The sequence below is a fragment of the Arthrobacter sp. BGA-UO-ETr-C19 genome (assembly GCF_059568005.1).
The window spans coordinates 112,041-133,323 of record NZ_JCAQPC010000007.1 but is presented as its reverse complement, the minus strand read 5'-3'; the positions used below and the strand labels follow the sequence as shown (position 1 = coordinate 133,323).

Sequence of the window (21,283 nt, the reverse complement as noted above, 5' to 3'; positions counted from 1 at the left end):
CGTACACCCCCCAAGTCCGGACCAGCGGGTTCTTTCATGCCCGCCGGAATTTTCCGGCGAAAACGGGCAGCGGTGAGAGGATGGATTGATGACTGCAACCCTTGTTGCGAAGGACCTTTCGGGCGGTCATGATCACCGCACCCTCTTCTCCGGGCTGTCCCTCACAGTGGCTCCCGGGGACGTCGTTGGCGTGGTCGGCGCCAACGGTGCGGGCAAGTCCACGCTGCTGCGGCTCCTTGCCGGCGTGGACCAGGCGCAGGACGGCACAGTCAGCCTCGCGCCGGCCGACGCCTTTGTGGGCTGGCTGCCGCAGGAGCACGAACGCGTCTCCGGTGAGACCGTCGCCGGCTACATCGCCCGCCGCACCGGCTGCGCCAAAGCCACCGCGGAGATGGAATCCACGGCGGAGGCCCTGGGCTCGGGAGCGCCCGGAGCGGACGACGCCTACTCCCTGGCCTTTGACCGCTGGATGGCCTCCGGCGCCGCGGACCTGGACGAGCGGATAGCGCCCGTCCTCGCGGACCTGGGCCTCGACGTCGGACCTGACGCCGAAATGACCGGGCTTTCCGGCGGCCAGGCAGCCCGCGTAGCGCTCGCTGCCCTGCTGCTGAGCCGGTTCGACGTGGTGCTGCTGGACGAGCCCACCAACGATCTCGACCTGGACGGCCTGGCCAGGCTGGAAGCCTTCGTGCAGGGGCTTCGCGGCGGCGTGGTGCTGGTTTCGCACGACCGCGAGTTCCTCGCCCGTTGCGTCACCTCCATCGTGGAACTGGACCTCGCCCAGAACTCGGTGGCTGTCTACGACGGCGGCTATGAAGCATTCCTGGAGGAGCGGGCCGTCGCCCGCCGGCACGCCCGTGAACGGTACGAGGAATTCGCCTCGACCAAGGCGGACCTGGTGTCCCGGGCCCGCACCCAGCGGGAATGGAGCTCACAGGGCGTCCGGAACGCCATGCGCAAGAGCCCTGACAACGACAAGATCCGCCGGGCTGCCAGCAGCGAATCGTCCGAGAAGCAGGCCCAGAAAGTCCGGCAGATGGAATCGCGCATCGCCCGCCTGGACGTGGTGGAGGAACCTCGCAAGGAGTGGCAGCTGCAGTTCAGTATCGGCCAGGCGCTGCGGTCCAGTTCGGTGGTGGCAACGCTGCGCGATGCTGTGGTCCGGCAGGGCAGTTTCACCCTGGGGCCGGTGAACCTGCAGCTCAACGCCGGCGAGCGGATCGGCATCACCGGGCCCAACGGCGCCGGCAAGTCAACGTTGCTCCGGCTCCTTCTGGGAACCCAGGAACCGGACTCCGGCGACGCTTCCCGCGGTGTGTCCGTGGCCGTGGGCGAGATCGACCAGGCCCGCGGGCTGCTGGCCGGGCACCTGCTGCTGGCTGACGCCGTCGAAGCCGTCCTGACGGATTACACGTCCGCCGAGGTCCGCACGCTGCTGGCGAAGTTCGGCCTCAAAGCCGACCACACCGCGCGCACGGTGGACTCGCTGTCGCCAGGGGAGCGGACCCGTGCCGCCCTGGCCCTGCTGCAGGCCCGGGGAGTGAACCTGCTGGTCCTGGACGAACCCACCAACCACCTGGACCTCCCTGCCATCGAGCAGCTGGAAGAAGCATTGGAAAGCTACGACGGCGCCCTGCTGCTGGTCACCCACGACCGGCGGCTGCTGGAAAACGTCCGCCTGGACGTGCGCTGGAACGTGGACAACGGCGTCGTCACCGAACTGGTGGCAGGCAAGATGGAGCAGAACAAATGAGCATGGACGGCGTCGCGTGGCGCTCGCTATACAACATCACCCGGGCCAAGAGCGGCTCCCGGCCGTTCTCCAAGGAGACCCTCAAACGTGTCCTCGGCTTTGCCCGGCCGCACCGCGGCAGGCTGATCGCGTTCGTGGCCGTGTCCGTCGCCATGGCCTTCCTGGCGGTGGCCACGCCTGTGCTCGCCGGCCAGGTGGTCAACACGATCGTTGCCCGCGCCGACTCGGGCGAAGTGATCCGGCTGGCGGCCCTGATCGCCGCCGTGGCGGTGGCCGAGGCAGCCCTTGGGATGGTGAGCCGCTGGCTGTCCTCCACCATCGGCGAGGGTGTCATCGTGGACCTCCGCACCAGGGTGTTCGACCATGTCCAGAGAATGCCCATCGCGTTCTTCACCCGGACCCGCACCGGCGCGCTGGTCAGCCGCCTGAATAACGACGTTATCGGTGCGCAGTCCGCCTTCGCCGGAACCCTGTCCGGTGTGGTCAGCAACGTGGTGGCCCTCATCCTCACCCTCGTGGTGATGCTCAACACCTCATGGCTGGTCACCGTGCTGGCCATGATCCTGCTGCCGATCTTCCTCATCCCCGCCCGGCGGATGGGCTCCCGGCTGGCCGACCTGCGGCGCGAGGCGGCCGAGCACAACGCCGCCATGGGCACCCAGATGACCGAGCGCTTCTCCGCCCCCGGCGCCACCCTGGTCAAGCTCTTCGGACGGCCCGACGACGAATCCCGCGAGTTCGCGCTCCGGGCCGGCCGGGTCCGTGACATCGGCGTGCGGACGGCCATGCTGCAGTTCACCTTCGTGACGGCGCTGACGCTCGTCTCAGCCCTGGCCCTCGCCCTGGTCTACGGCCTGGGCGGCTGGCTGGCCATCGGGGGCCAGCTTGCGCCGGGCGACGTCGTGGTGCTGGCACTGCTGCTCACCCGCCTTTACGCGCCGCTCACCGCGCTGTCCAATGCCCGCGTGGAAATCATGAGCGCCCTGGTCAGCTTTGAACGGGTCTTCGAAATCCTGGACCTCGAGCCCCTCATCCAGGAAAAGCCCGGTGCGCTGGCAGTCCCGCCCGGGCCCGTGGCCGTGGAGTTCGACGACGTGCGGTTCTCCTATCCTTCCGCGGACAAAGTTTCGCTGGCCTCGCTGGAGGAGGTCTCCACGCTGGACACCCGTGGCGGCGAGGAAGTGCTGCACGGCATCAGCTTCCGGGTGGAACCCGGACAGACCGTCGCCCTCGTGGGCTCCTCCGGCGCCGGCAAGTCCACCGTGGCCCAGTTGCTGTCCCGGCTGTACGACGTCGACTCCGGCGCCGTGCGCCTCGGCGGCACCGCCCCGGCCTCCGGCCTGGACGTGCGCGACCTGACCTTCGACTCCATCCGCGCCACCCTGGGTATGGTCACCCAGGACGGCCACCTGTTCCACGAAACCATCGCCTCCAACCTCAGGCTGGCCCGCCCGGAGGCCACCGACGAGGACATGTGGGCGGTGCTGCGCCAGGCCCGGCTCGAAACCATGATCCGTTCCCTTCCCGACGGCCTGGAAACCGTGGTGGGGGAGCGCGGCTACCGGCTCTCCGGCGGCGAACGGCAGCGGCTCACCATCGCCCGGCTGCTGATCGCCCAGCCCCGCGTGGTCATCCTCGACGAAGCCACCGCCGCGCTGGACTCCACGAACGAAGCCGCCGTGCAGGCGGCGCTGGGCGCTGCGCTGGAAGGCCGCACCGCCGTCGTTATTGCGCACCGGCTCTCGACGATCCGTGCGGCTGACGCCATCCTGGTGGTTGAGGACGGACAAATCGTGGAACGCGGAACCCACACCGAGCTGTTGGCCGCGGATGGCCGCTATGCCGAGCTGTACCGGACCCAGTTCGCCGAGGCCACTGCCGTGGCGGAGGAAGCCGTTCCGGAGTACTGAGTCGTTGCCCGGTGTCTTGGCCGGCGCGTCGTCCTGGGCGTCGCGTTAGCGACCAAGCGTCAGCGCCCGGATTCCGCCAGTGCCGGAAGGATATGGTCCGTGAGCAGCGGCGCCAGGTCCCCGGGCAATTCCGCCGCGAGGTCCAGCCACCGGATCTCCGCGATCTCCGCGGAGGGATGGGCCACCCAGGTGCCCGGTGCGGTGAAAACGGTGGCTTCGATTTCCGTGGCTGCCTCGTTGGCGGCATCGGCCAGCCAGACGCCCATGAGGGTCAGTTCCCGCGGATCCACGATGATGCCGACTTCCTCCTGGAGCTCCCGCGCGGCGGCCTGCACCGCGGTCTCGCCGGGCTCGGGCTTGCCGCCGGGATGCATGAACTTGTCCGTACCGCGCTTGCGGACGGTCAGGAGCCGGCCAGCGGCGTCGTAGACACACACGGCGGAAACGATGATGCGCGGATTCACGGTTTCGAGCCTAGCCCGTCTGCCGCCGCCGCCGTTACGGGCAGCCGCCGCAGCACCGACTCCAGCAGCAGGTCCTTACGCGGGCCGGTGACGTCCCAGACGTAGCTGAACTCGTTCCCGCCGTGCCGGACGTAGGTGACCCGGTAGGTGTCCGGATCGCACCAGTGCCGGTCCTGGCTGGCCTCCGGCGAGAAGCTCATCCGGTGGAAGGGCCGGCCGTCGGGGAACAGCATGTCCATGGCGTCCGGCGTGTCCGCGGGCCTGAGCAGATAGTCGCGGGTGGCCGGGCCGGTGAAGGTCTCGCCACCCTCTGCAGGCAAGTCCCCGGCAGGCCACTGCACTGAAGGCCAGACCACGGTCCCTTCCTCGTGGAAGCGGAGCCCTTCGGCGCCGTCGGGGGAAAAGATCACGACGCCGGTGAAGGTGCCGCGGGTGCCGGCGGCCCGGTCCAGCAGGGTCCGTTCCACGGACCAACGCCCTGCATGGGGACGGCCGGGGGATGGGTGGTCCGCCGGCGCTGCGCCCAGCAGATAGTCGCGGAGACCGGACGGGTGCTGCAGATTCAAGTGCCCTCGATTGGAATCGAACCAACGACACCGGCTTTAGGAGAGCCGTGCTCTATCCACTGAGCTACGAGGGCGGGCGCCCGCCGCGGCCGGGTTTTGGACCGGCCCGTTCGGGCACGCTTACAAGCATACAAGGTGACGGCGCGTACTACGCTCTTGGCATGGCCGCCGCAGCTCAAGTCCCGACCAGCCGGGCAACGTTCATCCCGGACACCGCCTCCACGCGGCAGTACATCGGGGCGTGGGCGGTGCTCAGCGTGGTCCAGTATTTCGTGGCGGAGGCGGCTGTTATCGGTGCCTGGGCCGGACCCGGTCCCTACAGCCGGCGGACCGGCCTCATCAGCGACCTGGGCGCCGTCACGTGCGGAATCTACAGCGGCCGCAGCATCTGCTCGCCGCTGCATGTGCTCATGAATTCCTCCTTCGTGGTGCAGGGCCTGGGCATGTTGCTGGGCGCGCTCCTGCTGAGCTCGGCGCTGCTGCGGGTGGCCGCCCGGGCCGGAGTGCGGGTGGCGGCAAGCCATTCAAAGGAAGTGCCCTGGTACACGGCGGTGGCGGCCCGGATCCTCACCGGGACGGCCGGCACTGGCACGATCATCGTGGGGCTGGTCCCGGAGGACCTGGAGTCGGGCTGGCACTACGCGGGGGCCGTGATGTACTTCATCGCCGGATCACTGGCATTGCTGCTGCTCGGCGCGCTGTGGCTCCGGCAGTCGCCGCTGGGCTGGTTCGTGCTGGCCAGCGGCGGGGTGTCCGCGGCCGCGCTCGTCACGGCAGCCGTCACCGGCCTGGACGTCCCCGAGCCCGGAACCCTGGAGCGGCTGATGGGCTACCCCATCACGATAGGCCTGGCCACCGCCGGCCTGGTCATCGCCCAGCGCGTCCGGCGGGAACGGCAGGTGCGCAAGGCCTACGCCCGTGCCCAGGCGGCCCGTGGAAACGCCTAGGCTCCCTGCTGCGGGGCCTTCTTTGCGGACCGGCGCCCCTGGAACACGGCGGCGCCGCCGGCGAGAAGGCTGGCCACGAACAGTGCCCAGCCGGCCACGGTGAGGCCGGACGCCAAGGCGACCTGGCCGCCGTCGAGGTTTACCGCCGCGATCATGGAATCGATGGTGACGTTGCCCCACAGCCGGACCACCACGAACAGCAGCGGCAGCGCCCAGAGCGCCCAGCGAAGCGCCTTGTTGGCCACGTTGGTGCCGATCAGCAGCAGCCAGGTGAAGCCGAAGATCAGCGGAAACAGGGTGCCCGCCGTCTTGTGGACGTAATTGAGCTGGCCGCGGGCGTCGCCGTCCAGGGCGCGGCGGAGCTGTTCAATGTAGCCCGAGTCGAAGCCGCCCACCAGGGAATCGGGCATGGCCAGCCCGCCGGACAGCTGGGTGAGCTGGTTCAGCGTGAGGAGGTGGACGTACCAGAACAGGAACAGGCTGGCGACCACGCCGGCGATGACGATGAGGTTGGCGTTGTTCTGCGCCTTCGCGGGTGTGCGGTCCGTGCCGGGATTGATCACCGGCGGCAGGTGGTGCTGGGGTACTGCGGCCTTCGCGCCGTGCTTCTTGATCCGCTGTGCAGGTGTTTTGGCCATGCGTCCATTATCGCCCGCTGCGAACCAGGGCTGCTGTACTCTGCCTCTGCTGTGCTCTGCCTCTGCTGTGCAGGGCACGCCTGGCGCCGATAGGGTGGGAACCGTGACGGAACTGGGCAGACACAAACTGGGTAGACACAGCGCCACCAACCTGAGCCCCGAGCTCGACGACTACGAGCTGGCGGCCGAGCTGGTCCGCGAGGCCGGGCAGCTGGCGCTGCTGATGCGGCAGGGCGGCCTCGACGCCCAGCGCAAGACCTCGATCTCCGACGTCGTCACGGCCGCGGACCATGCGGCCGAGGCGTATGTGCTGGAACAGCTGCAGCGCTGCCGCCCGGACGACGGCGTCCTGGGCGAAGAAGGCGCCGCCGTGCGCGGCAGCAGCGGGCGGACCTGGGTCATCGATCCGGTGGACGGCACCTACAACTTCCTGCAGGGCTCCACCTACTGGTGCTCAGCCATCGCCCTCAAGGACGAATCCGATGTGCTCCTCGGCGCCATTTTCCAGCCCGAGGAGGACAAACTCTGGATCGGCGGGAAGCAACGCGCCACCACCCTCAACGGCGACCCCGTCACCACCTTCAAGGAGGACGGAACCAACCGCAACGCCGCCGACCTGTCCCACCTCGGCGCCGCCACCTACATCCACCCGCGCTGGCTCTCCGACCCGATGTGCGCCATGCCGTGGCACGCCGCCGCGACCTCGGCCGCGACGCTGCGGATGCTCGGATCCGGCTCGTGCGACCTCGGCCGCGTCGCTGACGGGCAGCTTGGCTGCTGGTTCCAGCACAGCTGCCCGGAATGGGACTGGCTCCCCGGAAAAGCGATCGTGACCGCCGCCGGCGGCGTCGCCGGCAGCGTCCACGTCAACGGCCTGGAATGGTTCATGGCCGGAGGTACGACGGCGGTGCACCAGCTGCGTGCCGCCCTCGAGTCAGGCTCTGTCGACTAGATTTCCGCCTGCCGGACGGCCGTCCTGACCTGCCGCGGCTTGCCCGCACCGGGTTATCCACAGGGCGGAATCCAGTGTCAGCCCCACCGCCTAGACTTGTAGTCACCATGGATATGTTGTTTGACCCCTACGCTGACGGTCCGTTCAAGGCTGGTTCCCACGCCGGTGCCATCACCAGGTCGCGCCCCGAAACAGGGCTGATGACGCCCGCGTTCGGCGGCGGCCCGGCTGAATCCGCGCCCCGCCCGGCAGCTGGCCCGGCTGCCGGACCGGCTGGGGGGAGCCCGGCAGAGGAGCACGCCCGGCACCAGCTCCCCGACGCCGGCGCGCTGCTGGCGGGCCTGAACCCGCAGCAGGAGGAAGCGGTCAAACACTCCGGCAGCGCACTGCTGATCGTGGCCGGAGCCGGCTCCGGAAAAACCCGTGTCCTCAGTAACCGGATCGCCTACCTGATCGCCACCAAGCGGGCCCACCACGGCGAGATCCTGGCCATCACGTTCACCAACAAGGCCGCCGCGGAAATGCGCGAACGCATCGAGGCCCTTGTGGGCAACAGGGCCAAGGCCATGTGGATCTCCACGTTCCACTCGTCCTGCGTCCGGATCCTGCGGCGCGAGGCCGCCAACGTCGGCCTGAACTCCAACTTCTCCATCTACGACTCCGCCGACTCCCTGCGGCTGATCACCCTGGTGGCCAAGAACCTGGACCTGGACCCCAAGAAGTTCGCGCCCAAAGCCATCCAGCACAAAATCTCCGCGCTCAAGAACGAACTGATCGACGACGACTCCTTCGCGTCCGCCGCCAACCACAGTGACCCGTTCGAAAGCGCCGTGGCAGACGTCTTCAAGGGCTACACCCAGCGGCTGCGCCAGGCCAACGCCATGGACTTCGACGACCTGATCGCGCAGACCGTCTACATGTTCCGGGCCTTCCCGGCGCTGGCAGATTCCTACCGGCGCCGGTTCCGGCATGTCCTGGTGGACGAATACCAGGACACCAACCACGCGCAGTATGCCCTGGTCCGGGAGCTCGTCGGCGAGGGGCCGGGGGCGGCGGAACTGACCGTCGTCGGCGACTCGGACCAGTCGATCTACGCGTTCCGCGGCGCGGACATCCGCAACATCGTGGAGTTCGAGAAGGACTACCCCGACGCCCGCACCATCAAGCTGGAGCAGAACTACCGCTCCACCCAGAACATCCTGAGCGCGGCCAACTCCGTGATCTCCCGCAACCCCAACCGCCCCGAGAAGCGGCTCTGGACGGCGGAGGGCGAGGGCCACAAGATCATCGGCTACGTGGGCGAGAACGAGCACGACGAAGCCCAGTTCATCGCCAAGGAGATCGACCGGCTCCAGGACGAGGACAACCTCCGCCCCGGCGACGTCGCCATTTTCTACCGCACCAACGCGCAGTCCCGTTCCATCGAGGACGTCCTGGTGCGGGTCGGGCTGCCGTACAAAGTGGTGGGCGGCACCAGGTTCTACGAGCGCAAGGAAATCAAGGACGCGCTGGCGTACCTGCGCGTGCTGGTCAACCCGGACGACGACGTCAACCTCCGCCGCGTCCTGAACGAACCCAAGCGCGGGATCGGGGACCGGGCCGAGGGCGCCCTGGCGGCCCTCGCCGAGCGGGAGCGCACGTCCTTCATGGCTGCGGCCCGCCGCGCCGACCAGGCGCCCGGCATGGCCACCCGCTCCGTCAACGCGGTGCTCGGCTTCGTGAAGCTCCTGGACGACCTCGCCGAGGTCGCCGCAGGATCCGGCGCCGCGGCCGCGCTCGAGGCGGTGCTGGAACAGACCGGCTACCTTGCCACGCTGCGCTCCAGCAACGATCCGCAGGACGAGTCCCGGGTGGAGAACCTCGCCGAGCTTGTCGCCGTCGTCCGCGAATACGAGCGCGACAATCCCGAAGGATCCCTGGGCGCCTTCCTCGAGCAGGTGTCCCTGGTGGCCGACGCTGACCAGATCCCGGACGCCCCCGGCGCGGACATTGACGCCGCGGTGGCCGAGGCCAAGCGGCTGGGCGTGGTCACGCTCATGACGCTGCACACGGCCAAAGGCCTCGAATTCCCTGTGGTGTTCCTGACCGGCATGGAGCACGGGCTCTTCCCGCACCAGCGTTCCGCGACGGACCCCAAGGAACTGGCGGAGGAGCGCCGTCTCGCCTATGTGGGACTGACGCGGGCCCGGAAGCGGCTCTACGTCACGCGGTCCGAGGTCCGCAACATGTGGGGGCAGAGCCAGTACAACCCGGCCAGCCAGTTCCTGGAGGAAATCCCCTCCGAGCTCGTCGAATGGAAGCGCGAGGGCACCAGCCGGCAGTCCGGGGGCTGGGGGAGCGGCGCCGCCATCGGATCGGGCCGGTACAGCGGATCCTTCTGGGGCGCCGGATCGGCGCGCGGCACCCGGGCGGATTCCTCCGCGGGCTTCAACGCCGACGTTCCTGCCGCCGTCGCGAAAAACCGTGTGCAGCCGCAAAAGGAAGTCATTGCCGTCAGTGTGGGGGACAAGGTCAACCACACCAGCTTCGGCAACGGCACGGTGCTCGCCGTCGAAGGCGCCGGGGACAAGACCGTGGCGAAGGTGAAGTTCGACGTCGGCGAGAAGCGGCTGCTGCTCCGGTATGCGCCGCTGACCAAGATCGACGCCTGAGCGTGCCGGGGCAGCGCCTGGGGCGCGTTGCTGCAGGCCGGGCGCTGCTGCTCTCGATGGCCCTGGTCTCGGTGGCCCTGGCCGGCTGTTCGGTGACCGTCGCGGATCCGGAGTACACCCCTCCGCCGCCGCTGCCGGCCCTGGAGCAGCTGAAACAGGCACCGCTCACAGACCCCGCGGGGTTTGCCGCCGGGGAAGACGTGCTGGCGTTCGTCACCGCGGACCGGAACGTGGTGTGCGCCCTGACCTCAGCCCGCGGACCGCACCTGAATCTGCCCTACGAAATCAACAACTTCAGCGATTCCGACAACCAAAAACTGGCAACCGTGCCCGTGGCGCACTGCGAACTCGCGGTGTATCCCGCGCCGGCAGCGTCGGACGTCGGTGACGACTGTTCGGGGACGGGACTCGGCTTTCTGGGCGGTGCGGCCCTCCTGACGCCCAGCCGGGCCGGGTACGGCGAATGCCGGTCCGGCGTCACCCGGATGGAGGCCGAGTACGGGCCCAAGGGAAGGCCTAATGGGCTGATCTCCAAGCTTCCCGTCCTGCCCGACGGCGGCAACCTCGAACGGAACGGACTGCGGTGCTCCGCCTACCGCTCCGGAGTGGCCTGCGGGAACGTCTCAGGCGGCGTTGGTTTCTTTATCAGCCGGGATCATTACGAACTCATCTCCGCGAAGGGCAAAAACGTCCAAACGGCGCCCGCCAAGGCTTCAAAAACCCCGTAATCACGGGGTTTTTCTACGATCCATAGAATAGTGTCCTTACTCACAGAACAGGTAGTCTGGAACGGGCCGGTCCCTCCAAAGGACTAGAGTTCCCACAGGAGCATTGCGCCGCGTGGCTCGTTTCCGGACCTGCCGCAGGGCGCGTTAATTCCGCAGCCCGGTCCGCACCTTCGGTGTTGTCCGGCTGTACAGAAAACTACTTCGACGTAGAAGGACACTAAACCGTGGACCTGTTTGAATATCAGGCGCGCGATATGTTCGAAGCGCACGGTGTACCCGTGCTCGCCGGCATCGTGGCGCACACCCCTGAAGAAGCAAAGGCAGCTGCCGAGAAGATCGGCGGCGTAACTGTCGTCAAGGCACAGGTTAAGGTCGGTGGCCGCGGCAAGGCCGGCGGCGTCAAGGTTGCCAAGTCCGCCGACGAGGCACTTGAGCACTCCACCAACATCCTGGGCATGGACATCAAGGGCCACACCGTCAACAAGGTGATGATCGCCCAGGGTGCGGACATCGCCGAGGAATACTACTTCTCCGTCCTTCTGGACCGGGCCAACCGCAACTACCTGGCCATGTGCTCGGTTGAAGGCGGCATGGAGATCGAGCAGCTCGCCGTTGAGCGGCCCGAGGCCCTGGCCAAGGTAGCCATCGACCCCGCCGTGGGCATCGACCAGGCCAAGGCTGACGAAATCGTCGCCGCCGCCGGCTTCGCTGAAGAACTGCGCGGCAAGGTCGCCGGCGTCATTCTGAAGCTCTGGGACGTCTTCAAGAAGGAAGACGCCACCCTCGTGGAGGTCAACCCGCTGGTCAAGACCGGCGCAGGCGAGATCGTTGCCCTCGATGGCAAGGTCACGCTCGACGAGAACGCCGAATTCCGCCACCCCAAGCACGCCCAGCTTGAGGACAAGGAATCCGCAGATCCGCTGGAGGCCAAGGCCAAGGCGCAGGATCTGAACTACGTCAAGCTGGACGGCGAAGTCGGCATCATCGGTAACGGCGCTGGCCTCGTCATGTCCACTCTGGACGTCGTTGCCTACGCCGGCGAGAACCACGGCAACGTCAAGCCCGCCAACTTCCTGGACATCGGCGGCGGAGCCTCCGCCGAGGTCATGGCCGCAGGCCTGGACGTCATCCTGGGCGACGAACAGGTCAAGTCCGTGTTCGTGAACGTCTTCGGCGGCATCACCGCCTGTGACGCTGTTGCCAAGGGTATCGTGGGCGCGCTGGCCGAGCTGGGCCACTCCGCCAACAAGCCGCTGGTTGTTCGCCTCGACGGCAACAACGTCGAAGAGGGCCGCCGCATCCTCGCCGAGGCCAACCACCCGCTGGTTACCCTGGCCGCCACTATGGACGAGGGCGCCGACAAGGCCGCCGAGCTCGCCAACGCCCGCTGATCGAGCCTGTCGAGATCTAGGAAAGAAAACATGTCTATTTATCTGAACAAGGACTCCAAGGTCATCGTCCAGGGCATCACGGGCGGCGAGGGCACCAAGCACACCGCCCTCATGCTCAAGGCCGGCACCAACATCGTGGGCGGCGTCAACGCCCGCAAGGCCGGCACCACCGTCCTGCACGGCGAAAACGAGATCACCGTTTTCGGCACCGTCAAGGAAGCCATGGCAGAGACCGGCGCCGACGTCTCCATCGTCTTCGTCCCGCCGGCATTCACCAAGAACGCCGTTGTTGAAGCCATCGAGGCCGGCATCGGCCTGGTCGTCGTTATCACCGAAGGCGTGCCGGTTCAGGACTCCGCCGAGTTCTGGGCACTGGCACAGTCCAAGGTCGACGCCGACGGCAACCAGGTCACCCGCATCATCGGACCGAACTGCCCCGGCATCATCACCCCGGGCGAGGCCCTCGTGGGCATCACCCCGGCGAACATCACCGGCAAGGGCCCCATCGGCCTCGTGTCCAAGTCCGGCACGCTGACCTACCAGATGATGTACGAACTGCGCGACCTCGGCTTCTCCACGGCCATCGGCATCGGCGGTGACCCCATCATCGGCACCACCCACATCGACGCCCTGGCTGCGTTCGAGGCTGACCCGGAGACCAAGGCCATCGTGATGATCGGCGAAATCGGCGGCGACGCCGAAGAGCGTGCCGCAGACTTCATCAAGGCCAACGTCACCAAGCCGGTTGTCGGCTACGTCGCCGGCTTCACCGCGCCGGAAGGAAAGACCATGGGCCACGCAGGCGCCATCGTCTCCGGTTCCGCCGGTACCGCCCAGGCGAAGAAGGAAGCCCTCGAGGCTGCAGGCGTGAAGGTCGGCAAGACGCCCTCCGAGACCGCCAAGCTGCTGCGCGAAGTCTACGCAGCGCTCTAAGCCCCACCTCAGGCAACGCGGGGTCACTCCCAGCCCAATCCACCCCCCGGATTGGGCGCAGAGTGACCCCGCGTTTCTTCTTTTTAACCCTTGCCTGCCAGCGAAGCGAGGTCTATGGTGTTTATCAACCGGATGGTTGATAAACAAGTAGGTTGATTATAGAGCCAGGGCAGTGACAGTGGACATGAGCAATGACGACGACGACCTGTTGGACGCGGCCTTCCTGGCCCTGTCGGATCCGGTGCGCCGCCAGCTTATCTCTCGGCTCAGCCGGGGACCCGCCACCGTCAATGAGCTGGCCGAACCCTTCGCGATCTCCAAACAGGCGGTCTCGAAGCACATCCAGGTTCTCGAGCAGGCGCAGTTGGTCACGCGAAGCCGTGACGCGCAGCGCCGGCCCGTGCACCTGAATCCCGCACGGCTCGAAGCGCTCACCGCGTGGATCGACCAGTACCGGCTGGTCCGTGAGGCGCAGTTCCGCAGCCTCGATGCCGTACTCCGCACCAACTCCGCCCCGCGCGGCAGCAGTGACAAGGACAGATCATGAGCAACGCACTCAAACTCACCGTCCCCGACGGCGTCCCCTTCATAGATTTCGAGCGTGAGTTCGATTTCCCGGTCGCTGAGGTGTTCCGCGCCCACAAAGAGCCGGAGCTGATTACCCGGTGGCTGGGTCCGCGCGGCACCAATGTTGACATCGACCACTATGACTTCCGCTCCGGCGGCAGCTACATGTACAACCACACCGGCCCCGATGGTGTGTCCTATGCGTTCAGCGGCATCTTCCATACCGTCCGGGAGAACGAGTTTGCCATCCAGACCTTCGAGTTCAGTGGCTACCCGGACATCGTCAGCATCGAATTCATGAACTTCGAGGATCTTGGCGGAGGGCGGTCCCGCCTCCGCGGTCACTCGGTCTATCCCACCATGGAAGCCCGCGACGGCATGGCCCAGTCCGGCATGGAAAGCGGCTTGAGCGACGGCTACGAGCGGCTCGAGGAGCTTCTGGCTAAGTAGGAACGCGTCACCCCTCTAACGTCCGACGGCGGCCGGTGACCTTCATCTTGAAGGTCACCGGCCGCCGTCGGCCATTTAAGCCAGGCCCGCGCCCGTCTAGGTAGCAGCAGATGGCGTTTTGAGCGCCTAGAACGCCATCTGCTGCTACTTACTTGGGTGGACGTGCGCGAAACTCTTGCGCACCCTCGCTACTTTGATAGTATGTCAGGACAAACTATTAAAGGAGATCGCATGCCGCTCGTACGAATTGACGTCCACTCGGGGCGGAGCCAGGATGAACTCAACCGGCTCAGCCGGGGCATCCATGACGCCATCCTGGCCGAGTACGGCATCCCGGAACGCGACTACTTCCACATCGTCACCGAACATGCGCCGGGCCAGATCGTGGCTCAGGACGCAGGCCTTGGCTTCGAGCGCACGCGGGACGTCGTCATGATCCAGATCTTCACCCAGGGCGGGCGTAGCCAGGAGGCGAAGCAGAGCCTCTTTGCAGCAGTGGCGGGGAAGCTCGCGGGGCTGGGGATCGCCGGCGAGGACGTCTTCATTGGCTACGTCGAGAACACGGCGGGGGACTGGTCCTTCGGATTCGGCCGCGCGCAGTACGTCACCGGCGAGCTCGCCGTGCCCAAGAAATAGAGCGGAAACGGTACCCCTGCCGGCCCGTGCCTGAAGCTCCCCAGCGCGCATTTTGGGCCGAGTTCTGCTTGTTGTAAGTATGTCAGTACAAACCTTTGACAGGACATAAATTCTAGGGCACAGTAGTTCATGTGGTCCCGCTCACGGGCCCGCGGAACGCCGGAGCCTTGGCCGTTCGGCTGCTTAGAGGTTGAGATCCAAAAGAAAGGTCCACGATCACCGTGACCCACGAACTGCTCACGATCGGGCGAATCAGCGTTGATATCTACCCGAACGACATCGGGGTGGGGCTGGAGGATGTCACGTCCTTCGGCAAGTACCTCGGCGGCTCGCCATCGAACGTTGCTGTGGCCGCCGCCCGCCATGGCCGCCGGACCGGCGTCATCACCCGCACCGGCGATGACCCCTTCGGCCAGTACCTGCACCGCGAACTGGAAAAGTTCGGTGTTGACGATTCCTTCGTCAGCCCGGTCCAGGGGCTGCAGACGCCCGCCACATTCTGCGCGATCCAGCCGCCGCATGATTTCCCGCTGTACTTCTACGGCCGTTTCCCGACGGCGCCTGACCTTCAGATCAAGGCCGACGAGCTCGATACGGACGCCATCCGGAACGCCGGGATCTTCTGGTCCACGGTGACCGGCCTGTGCCAGGAGCCGAGCCGCGAGGCGCACATCAAGGCGCACGAAGCACGGCCCCGCACCGGCCTGACGGAGGGCCAGTACACCATCCTGGACCTCGACTACCGCCCCATGTTCTGGGCCTCCGAAGAAGAAGCCCGGGAGCAGGTGGCCCGGATCCTGCCGCACGTCACGGTGGCCATCGGCAACGACCAGGAATGCTCCGTGGCCGTCGGCCCGGGGACCCCGGATGAGCAGGCGGACCGCCTGCTGGACGCCGGCGTCGAGATCGCCGTCGTCAAGCTCGGCCCGGAAGGCGTGATGGCCAAGACCCGCACCGAGCGTGTGGTCTCCGCCCCAGTCCCGGTGGAGACCGTCAACGGCCTGGGTGCCGGCGACTCCTTCGGCGGCGCCTTCGTGCACGGGCTGCTTTCCGGCTGGCCGCTGGCCCAGGTCCTGGACTACGCGAACGCTGCCGGCGCCATTGTTGCCTCCCGGCTGTCCTGCGCAGACGCCATGCCCACCCCGGCCGAGGTCACCTCCCTGCTCACCGAGCGCGGACGCCTTGTTCCCGATGCTGTTCCCGGCACCTCAATCCCCGAAGGAGCGGCCCTGTGAGCCTTAACCCCGGTACCGCGACCCTCGCGGTGGATGACAACCCACGCCGCTACGAGCACCTGAGCACCATCCGGCTCGAAGACCCCGCCGCAGTCGCCCGGGCCGCCAAGGCCCGGCGCCGCCACCCCGGGCTGAAGTACGGCCGGCAGAACTTCATCGTCGCCGCCGACCACCCGGCCCGCGGAGCGCTCTCAGTGGGCAACGATCCGGTGGCGATGGCGGACCGCCGCCAGCTGTTGGACCGGCTGCAGATTGCACTGGCCAACCCGGCTGTGGACGGCGTCCTGGCGTCCCCGGACATCATGGATGACCTGCTGCTCCTGGGGGCGCTGGAGGGCAAGCTGGTGTTCGGTTCGATGAACCGCGGCGGCCTCACCGGCCTGGTCAATGAATTCGACGACCGTTTCACCGGCCACACCGCCGCGGCGCTGGAAGAACTGGGTGCGGACGGCGGCAAGATGCTGACCCGCATCTGCCTCGGCGACCCGGACACCGTCTCGCTGCTGGAGGCCACGGCGAAGGCGATTGATTCGCTGGCCGAACGCAAGCTCATCGCCATGGTGGAGCCCTTCCTGTCCGTCCGGGAGAACGGCCGGGTCCGCAACGACCTGTCCCCGGACGCCGTGATCAAGTCCATTGCCATCGCCGAAGGCCTCGGTTCCACCAGCGCCTACACCTGGATGAAGCTGCCGGTCGTGGCCGAGATGGAACGCGTCATGGCCGCCACCACCATGCCCACCGTGCTGCTGGGCGGGGACCCGGCGGGCACCCAGGACGAGGTGTTCGCGACCTGGGGAGCCGCCCTCGCCCTCCCGGGCGTCCAGGGCCTGACCGTCGGCCGGACCCTGCTGTACCCGCAGGACGGCGACGTTGCCGGGGCTGTCGCCGCGGCCGCTTCACTCCTCCACCACACCACATCAGCCCACACCGCAGAAGTATCGGAGTAAACGATGGGAACAGGAACCCGCCGGATGACCGTGGCACAGGCCGTGGTCGAATACCTTTCCAAGCAGTACACCGTTGACTCCGTGGGTGGGGCCGATTTCCGCGAGCGGCTGATCCCGGGCACGTTCGGCATTTTCGGGCACGGGAACGTGGCCGGTGTGGGCCAAGCCCTGAAGCAGTACCAGGCCAAGGACCCGCGCATCATGCCGTACTACCAGGGCCGCAACGAGCAGGCCCAGGCGCACCAGGCCGTGGGTTATGCGCGCCACACGCGCCGCCGGCAGACGTTTGCGATCAGCACCTCGATCGGCCCGGGCTCGTCCAACCTGCTCACCGGTGCGGCGCTGGCGACCACGAACCGGCTGCCGGTCCTGCTGCTGCCCAGTGACACGTTCGCTACGCGTGCCGCGGACCCGGTGCTGCAGCAGCTTGAGCAGCCCTACGCTTACGACCTCACGGTCAACGACGCCTTCCGGCCGCTGTCCAAGTTCTTCGACCGGGTCACCCGCCCGGAGCAGCTGTTCTCCGCGTTCCACCACGGCCTGCGCGTCCTGACCGACCCGGCCGAGACCGGCGCGGTGACCATCTCGCTGCCCCAGGACGTCCAGGCCGAGGCCTTCGACGTGCCCGAGGAATTCCTGGCCGAGCGTGAGTGGCGGATCCGCCGCCCCGAAGCGGACGACGACGACATCCGCCGCGCCGCCGAAGCCATCAGGGCCGCGAAGCGGCCCCTGATCATCGCCGGCGGCGGCGTCCTGTACGCGTACGCGAACGAGGAACTCGCTCGTTTCGCGGAGCTGACGGGCATCCCGGTGGGTAACACGCAGGCGGGCGTCGGCGTCCTGCCCTGGGACCACCCGTTCTCCCTCGGCGCCATCGGCTCCACGGGCACGACGGCGGCCAACGCCCTGGCAGCCGAAGCGGACCTGATCGTCGGCATCGGCACCCGCTACGAGGACTTCACCACCGCCTCCCGGACCGCGTTCCAGAACCCGGACCTGAAGTTCATCAACATCAACGTTGCACCGATCGATGCGTACAAGCACGGCACCTCACTGCCGATCGTCGCCGACGCCCGCAAGGCGCTGGTCAAGCTCAACCAGGCCCTGGGCGGCTACCGCGTCGGCGCCGACCTCGAGGAGAAGATCGCCGCCGAAAAGCAGCGCTGGAACACCACGGTCGATACGGCCTTCGACACCCGGTACACACCGCTGCCGGCACAGAACGAGATCATCGGCGCCACCAACCGGGCCATGGACGCCTCCGACGTGGTCATCTGCGCCGCCGGCTCCCTCCCGGGCGACCTGCACAAGATGTGGCGGGTCCGCGACCCGTTCGGCTACCACGTCGAGTACGCGTACTCCTGCATGGGCTACGAAATCCCCGGCGGGCTGGGCGTCAAGCGCGCAGCGCTGGCCGAAGCCGCCAAGGGCGGTACCCAGCGCGACGTCGTCGTCATGGTCGGGGACGGCTCCTACCTGATGATGCACACCGAACTGGTCACCGCCGTCGCCGAACGGATCAAACTGATCGTGGTCCTGATCCAGAACCACGGCTACGCCTCCATCGGTTCACTGTCCGAATCGCTCGGCTCGCAGCGCTTCGGCACCCAGTACCGCGTCCTGGACGAGGAACAGCACAGCTTCGACGAGGGCGAGACCCTCCCGGTGGACCTGGCCCTGAACGCCGAATCCCTGGGCGTGAAGGTGATCCGGATCGAGCCGGGGGAGAAGGCCATCGCCGAACTCGAGCAGGCCATCCGCGACGCCAAGGCCGCACCGGAACGCGGCGGCCCGATCGTGATCCACGTCGAATCCGACCCGCTGCTGGACGCGCCGAGCTCCGAATCCTGGTGGGACGTGCCCGTCTCTGCGGTTTCCGAACTCGACTCCACGAAGCAGGCCTTCCAGACCTACATCGACCATAAATCCCGCCAGCGCAAGCTGCTCGGCTAACCTCCCCCAACGCCACAGCCCCCGAAGCCTCAGACCAAGGAAGTCATCTCTATGTCAACGACGACCGTCACCACCATCAACCACTTCATCAACGGTGCCGAGACCGCCGGCGAAGGCGACCGCACCCAGCCCGTGTACAACCCGGCCACCGGGGCCGTGTCGGCTGAGCTGCGTCTGGCCAACCGCGCCGACCTGGACACCACCGTCGCCGCCGCCCGCGCCGCCGCGGACTCCTGGGGCGACATCTCCCTGGCCAAGCGCACCGCCGTGCTGTTCAGGTTCCGCGAACTCGTCGCCAACCACATCGATGAACTTGCCGAGCTGATCACCGCCGAGCACGGCAAGGTCCTCTCCGACGCCAAGGGCGAGATCGGCCGCGGCCTGGAAGTCATCGAATTCGCCTGCGGCATCCCGTCCCTGCTCAAGGGCGACTACTCCGACCAGGTCTCCACCGGCATCGACGTGTTCTCCTTCCGCGAACCCCTCGGTGTCGTCGCCGGCATCACCCCGTTCAACTTCCCGGTCATGGTCCCTTTGTGGATGGCCCCGATGGCGATCGCCACCGGCAACGCCTTCATCCTCAAGCCCTCCGAACGCGACCCCTCCGCATCCCTGCTGCTGGCCAGGCTCTGGAAGGACGCCGGCCTGCCCGACGGCGTCTTCCAGGTCCTGCACGGCGATAAGGAAACCGTCGACGGCCTGCTGACCCACCCGGACGTGGACGGCATCTCCTTCGTTGGCTCCACCCCGATCGCCAAGTACGTCCACGAGACCGCCACCGCCCACGGCAAGCGCGTCCAGGCCCTCGGCGGGGCGAAGAACCACGCCATCATCCTGCCCGACGCCGACCTGGACAACGCCGCCGACCACCTCGCCGCCGCCGCGTTCGGCTCCGCCGGTGAACGCTGCATGGCCATCTCCGTCGCCGTCGCCGTCGGCGATGCCGCGGACCTGCTGGTCAAGAAGGTCGAAGAACGCGCCACCGCCGTGAAGGTCAACAACGGCACCGTGCCCGGCGCCGAAATGGGCCCGGTCATCACCCCCGCCTCCAAGGAACGGATCGTGAAGATCGTCACCGAGGCCGAAGCCGCCGGTGCCGCGATGGTCGTGGACGGCCGCGACCTCGTCGTGCCGGGCCACGAAGAAGGCTTCTGGGTCGGCCCCACCGTGCTCGACCACGTCAAGACCGAAATGACCGCCTACCAGGAGGAGATCTTCGGACCCGTCCTCGTCGTCGTCCGCGTCGACACCCTCGAGGACGGCATCAAACTGATCAACTCCAACCCGTACGGCAACGGCACCGCGATCTTCACCTCCTCCGGCGCGGCAGCACGGAAGTTCCAGCGCTCCGTCACCGTCGGCATGATCGGCATCAACGTGCCCCTGCCCGTCCCGGTGGCCTACCACTCCTTCGGCGGCTGGAAGGCATCCCTCTTCGGCGACAAGCACATCTACGGCCCCGAAGGCGTCTCCTTCTACACCCGCGGCAAGGTCATCACCTCACGCTGGCCCGAACCCACCCACGCCTCCGGCGCCTCCTACAACTTCCCCTCCAACTAACCTGGCAGCATCGGTTTCGACGGGCTCAACCACCGGTGGTTGAGCCCGTCGAAACCAGAAGGATTGAGCAATGACAGAGAACAAGCTGATCATCGGCACCGCGCCCGACTCCTGGGGCGTGTGGTTTGCGGATGACCCCAAACAGACCCCGTGGGAGCGCTTCCTGGACGAGGTGGCCGAATCCGGGTACAAGTGGATCGAGCTCGGCCCTTACGGCTACCTGCCCAACGACCCCACACGGCTCGCCGAGGAGCTCAAGCAGCGGGGCCTGTTGGTTACGGCGGGCACGGTCTTCACCGCGTTCCACCGCGGCCTGGACCAGTGGGAGACGGCCTGGGAGCCGGCCCGCAAGGTGGCCGAACTGACCGCAGCCATGGGCGGCGAGCACATCGTGGTCATCCCGGCCATGTGGCGCGACGACGTCACCGGCGAGGCCGTGGAGAGCGGCACGCTCAGCGACAAGGCCTGGAGCGACCTGTTCGCCGGCCACAGCCGGCTCGGAAAGACGCTGCTCGAGGACTTCGGCCTCAAACAGCAGTTCCACTCCCACGCCGACTCGCACGTCGGAGCCCAGGAGGACATCGAAACGCTGCTGGGCGCGACGGACCCGCAGTACCTCAACCTGTGCCTGGACACAGGCCATGCGGAATACTGCGGCGCCTCCAGCCTGGAGCTCATCAAGAACTACCCGGACCGGATCGGGTACCTGCACCTGAAGCAGATCAACCCGGACGTCCTCAAGAAGGTCAACGAGGAAAACATGACCTGGGCAGCAGCAAACCTGGCCGGCGTCATGACGGAACCGCCCAACGGCCTGCCGGACCTGCGCGCGGTCATCGAGGCCGTGGAGGCCCTCGACCGGCCGATCTTCGGCATCGTGGAGCAGGACATGTACCCGGTGGCCTTCGACGTTCCGATGCCCATCGCCAAGCGCACCCGCAACTATCTTCTGTCCTGCGGCTCCCGCACTGCGGTCAACTAACATCCGCCCCGGCATACCAA

At 67.3% G+C, this 21,283-nt stretch carries 19 protein-coding genes and 1 tRNA gene; 16 read left to right on the top strand and 4 right to left on the bottom strand.

Going from position 1 to position 21,283, the window contains the following annotated elements:
* The first annotated feature begins 88 nt into the window (after positions 1-88).
* Both AC57BR_RS02660 and AC57BR_RS02655 read left to right on the top strand, forming a co-directional pair.
* A complete protein-coding gene (locus AC57BR_RS02660) occupies positions 89-1,753 on the top strand; it encodes an ABC-F family ATP-binding cassette domain-containing protein (RefSeq protein ID WP_496358216.1) in 1,665 nt (554 codons plus the stop codon).
* Positions 1,750-3,663: an ABC transporter ATP-binding protein gene (locus AC57BR_RS02655; RefSeq protein WP_496358215.1), complete on the top strand. Its 1,914-nt coding sequence runs from the start codon at positions 1,750-1,752 to the stop codon at positions 3,661-3,663. Before AC57BR_RS02660 ends, AC57BR_RS02655 begins: the two co-directional genes overlap by 4 nt.
* Positions 3,664-3,722: 59 nt before the next feature.
* Here the strand turns inward: AC57BR_RS02655 and AC57BR_RS02650 are convergent, their stop codons facing one another.
* The 3 genes from AC57BR_RS02650 to AC57BR_RS02640 all read right to left on the bottom strand — a co-directional run bounded on the left by AC57BR_RS02650 (position 3,723) and on the right by AC57BR_RS02640 (position 4,767).
* Positions 3,723-4,127: an NUDIX hydrolase gene (locus AC57BR_RS02650; protein WP_306921127.1), complete on the bottom strand. Its 405-nt coding sequence runs from the start codon at positions 4,125-4,127 to the stop codon at positions 3,723-3,725.
* Complete coding sequence (locus AC57BR_RS02645) at positions 4,124-4,693, bottom strand: DUF6314 family protein (protein WP_496358214.1); 570 nt, start codon at positions 4,691-4,693, stop codon at positions 4,124-4,126. The genes AC57BR_RS02650 and AC57BR_RS02645 overlap by 4 nt, the downstream gene beginning before the upstream one ends.
* Before the next feature lies 1 nt (position 4,694).
* Positions 4,695-4,767 (bottom strand) — tRNA-Arg (locus tag AC57BR_RS02640).
* 87 nt (positions 4,768-4,854) lie between these two features.
* Here AC57BR_RS02640 and AC57BR_RS02635 point away from each other — a divergent pair.
* A complete protein-coding gene (locus tag AC57BR_RS02635) occupies positions 4,855-5,640 on the top strand; it encodes a DUF998 domain-containing protein (RefSeq protein ID WP_496358213.1) in 786 nt (261 codons plus the stop codon).
* Here the strand turns inward: AC57BR_RS02635 and AC57BR_RS02630 are convergent.
* Positions 5,637-6,278, bottom strand: coding sequence for a hypothetical protein (locus tag AC57BR_RS02630; RefSeq protein WP_496358212.1), 642 nt, complete (start codon positions 6,276-6,278; stop codon positions 5,637-5,639). The two genes, AC57BR_RS02635 and AC57BR_RS02630, sit on opposite strands and share 4 nt — an antisense overlap.
* Before the next feature lie 103 nt (positions 6,279-6,381).
* Here AC57BR_RS02630 and AC57BR_RS02625 point away from each other — a divergent pair, with 103 nt between their 5' ends.
* The 13 genes from AC57BR_RS02625 to AC57BR_RS02565 all read left to right on the top strand — a co-directional run bounded on the left by AC57BR_RS02625 (position 6,382) and on the right by AC57BR_RS02565 (position 21,263).
* The gene (locus AC57BR_RS02625; RefSeq protein ID WP_496358211.1) at positions 6,382-7,230 is read left to right on the top strand and encodes an inositol monophosphatase family protein; all 849 of its coding nucleotides are present in this window, start codon (positions 6,382-6,384) and stop codon (positions 7,228-7,230) included.
* A 113-nt stretch (positions 7,231-7,343) separates the two neighbouring features.
* Positions 7,344-9,881 carry a DNA helicase PcrA gene (gene pcrA, locus AC57BR_RS02620; RefSeq protein WP_496358285.1) on the top strand — a complete coding sequence of 846 codons (2,538 nt, stop codon included), beginning with the start codon at positions 7,344-7,346 and terminating at the stop codon, positions 9,879-9,881.
* A 56-nt stretch (positions 9,882-9,937) separates the two neighbouring features.
* On the top strand, positions 9,938-10,609 hold the full coding sequence (locus AC57BR_RS02615) for a hypothetical protein (protein ID WP_496358284.1): 672 nt from the start codon (positions 9,938-9,940) through the stop codon (positions 10,607-10,609).
* Positions 10,610-10,833: 224 nt separating this feature from the next.
* Positions 10,834-12,000 (top strand): ADP-forming succinate--CoA ligase subunit beta, encoded by a 1,167-nt coding sequence (sucC, locus tag AC57BR_RS02610; protein ID WP_003804621.1) that lies wholly within the window; start codon positions 10,834-10,836, stop codon positions 11,998-12,000.
* Positions 12,001-12,030: 30 nt separating this feature from the next.
* Positions 12,031-12,933 carry a succinate--CoA ligase subunit alpha gene (sucD, locus tag AC57BR_RS02605; protein WP_003804619.1) on the top strand — a complete coding sequence of 301 codons (903 nt, stop codon included), beginning with the start codon at positions 12,031-12,033 and terminating at the stop codon, positions 12,931-12,933.
* 184 nt (positions 12,934-13,117) lie between these two features.
* A complete protein-coding gene (locus AC57BR_RS02600) occupies positions 13,118-13,480 on the top strand; it encodes an ArsR/SmtB family transcription factor (RefSeq protein WP_496358210.1) in 363 nt (120 codons plus the stop codon).
* The gene (locus tag AC57BR_RS02595) at positions 13,477-13,950 is read left to right on the top strand and encodes an SRPBCC family protein (protein WP_496358209.1); all 474 of its coding nucleotides are present in this window, start codon (positions 13,477-13,479) and stop codon (positions 13,948-13,950) included. Before AC57BR_RS02600 ends, AC57BR_RS02595 begins: the two co-directional genes overlap by 4 nt.
* Before the next feature lie 231 nt (positions 13,951-14,181).
* Complete coding sequence (locus tag AC57BR_RS02590) at positions 14,182-14,586, top strand: tautomerase family protein (protein WP_496358208.1); 405 nt, start codon at positions 14,182-14,184, stop codon at positions 14,584-14,586.
* 221 nt (positions 14,587-14,807) lie between these two features.
* On the top strand, positions 14,808-15,821 hold the full coding sequence (iolC, locus tag AC57BR_RS02585; protein ID WP_496358207.1) for a 5-dehydro-2-deoxygluconokinase: 1,014 nt from the start codon (positions 14,808-14,810) through the stop codon (positions 15,819-15,821).
* The gene (locus tag AC57BR_RS02580; protein ID WP_496358206.1) at positions 15,818-16,768 is read left to right on the top strand and encodes a Cgl0159 family (beta/alpha)8-fold protein; all 951 of its coding nucleotides are present in this window, start codon (positions 15,818-15,820) and stop codon (positions 16,766-16,768) included. Before iolC ends, AC57BR_RS02580 begins: the two co-directional genes overlap by 4 nt.
* A 24-nt stretch (positions 16,769-16,792) precedes the next feature.
* Positions 16,793-18,721 carry a 3D-(3,5/4)-trihydroxycyclohexane-1,2-dione acylhydrolase (decyclizing) gene (gene iolD / locus AC57BR_RS02575; RefSeq protein WP_496358205.1) on the top strand — a complete coding sequence of 643 codons (1,929 nt, stop codon included), beginning with the start codon at positions 16,793-16,795 and terminating at the stop codon, positions 18,719-18,721.
* A 51-nt stretch (positions 18,722-18,772) separates the two neighbouring features.
* Positions 18,773-20,281 (top strand): CoA-acylating methylmalonate-semialdehyde dehydrogenase, encoded by a 1,509-nt coding sequence (locus AC57BR_RS02570; RefSeq protein WP_496358204.1) that lies wholly within the window; start codon positions 18,773-18,775, stop codon positions 20,279-20,281.
* Between the two features lie 70 nt (positions 20,282-20,351).
* On the top strand, positions 20,352-21,263 hold the full coding sequence (locus AC57BR_RS02565) for a sugar phosphate isomerase/epimerase family protein (protein ID WP_496358203.1): 912 nt from the start codon (positions 20,352-20,354) through the stop codon (positions 21,261-21,263).
* Positions 21,264-21,283: the final 20 nt, after the last annotated feature.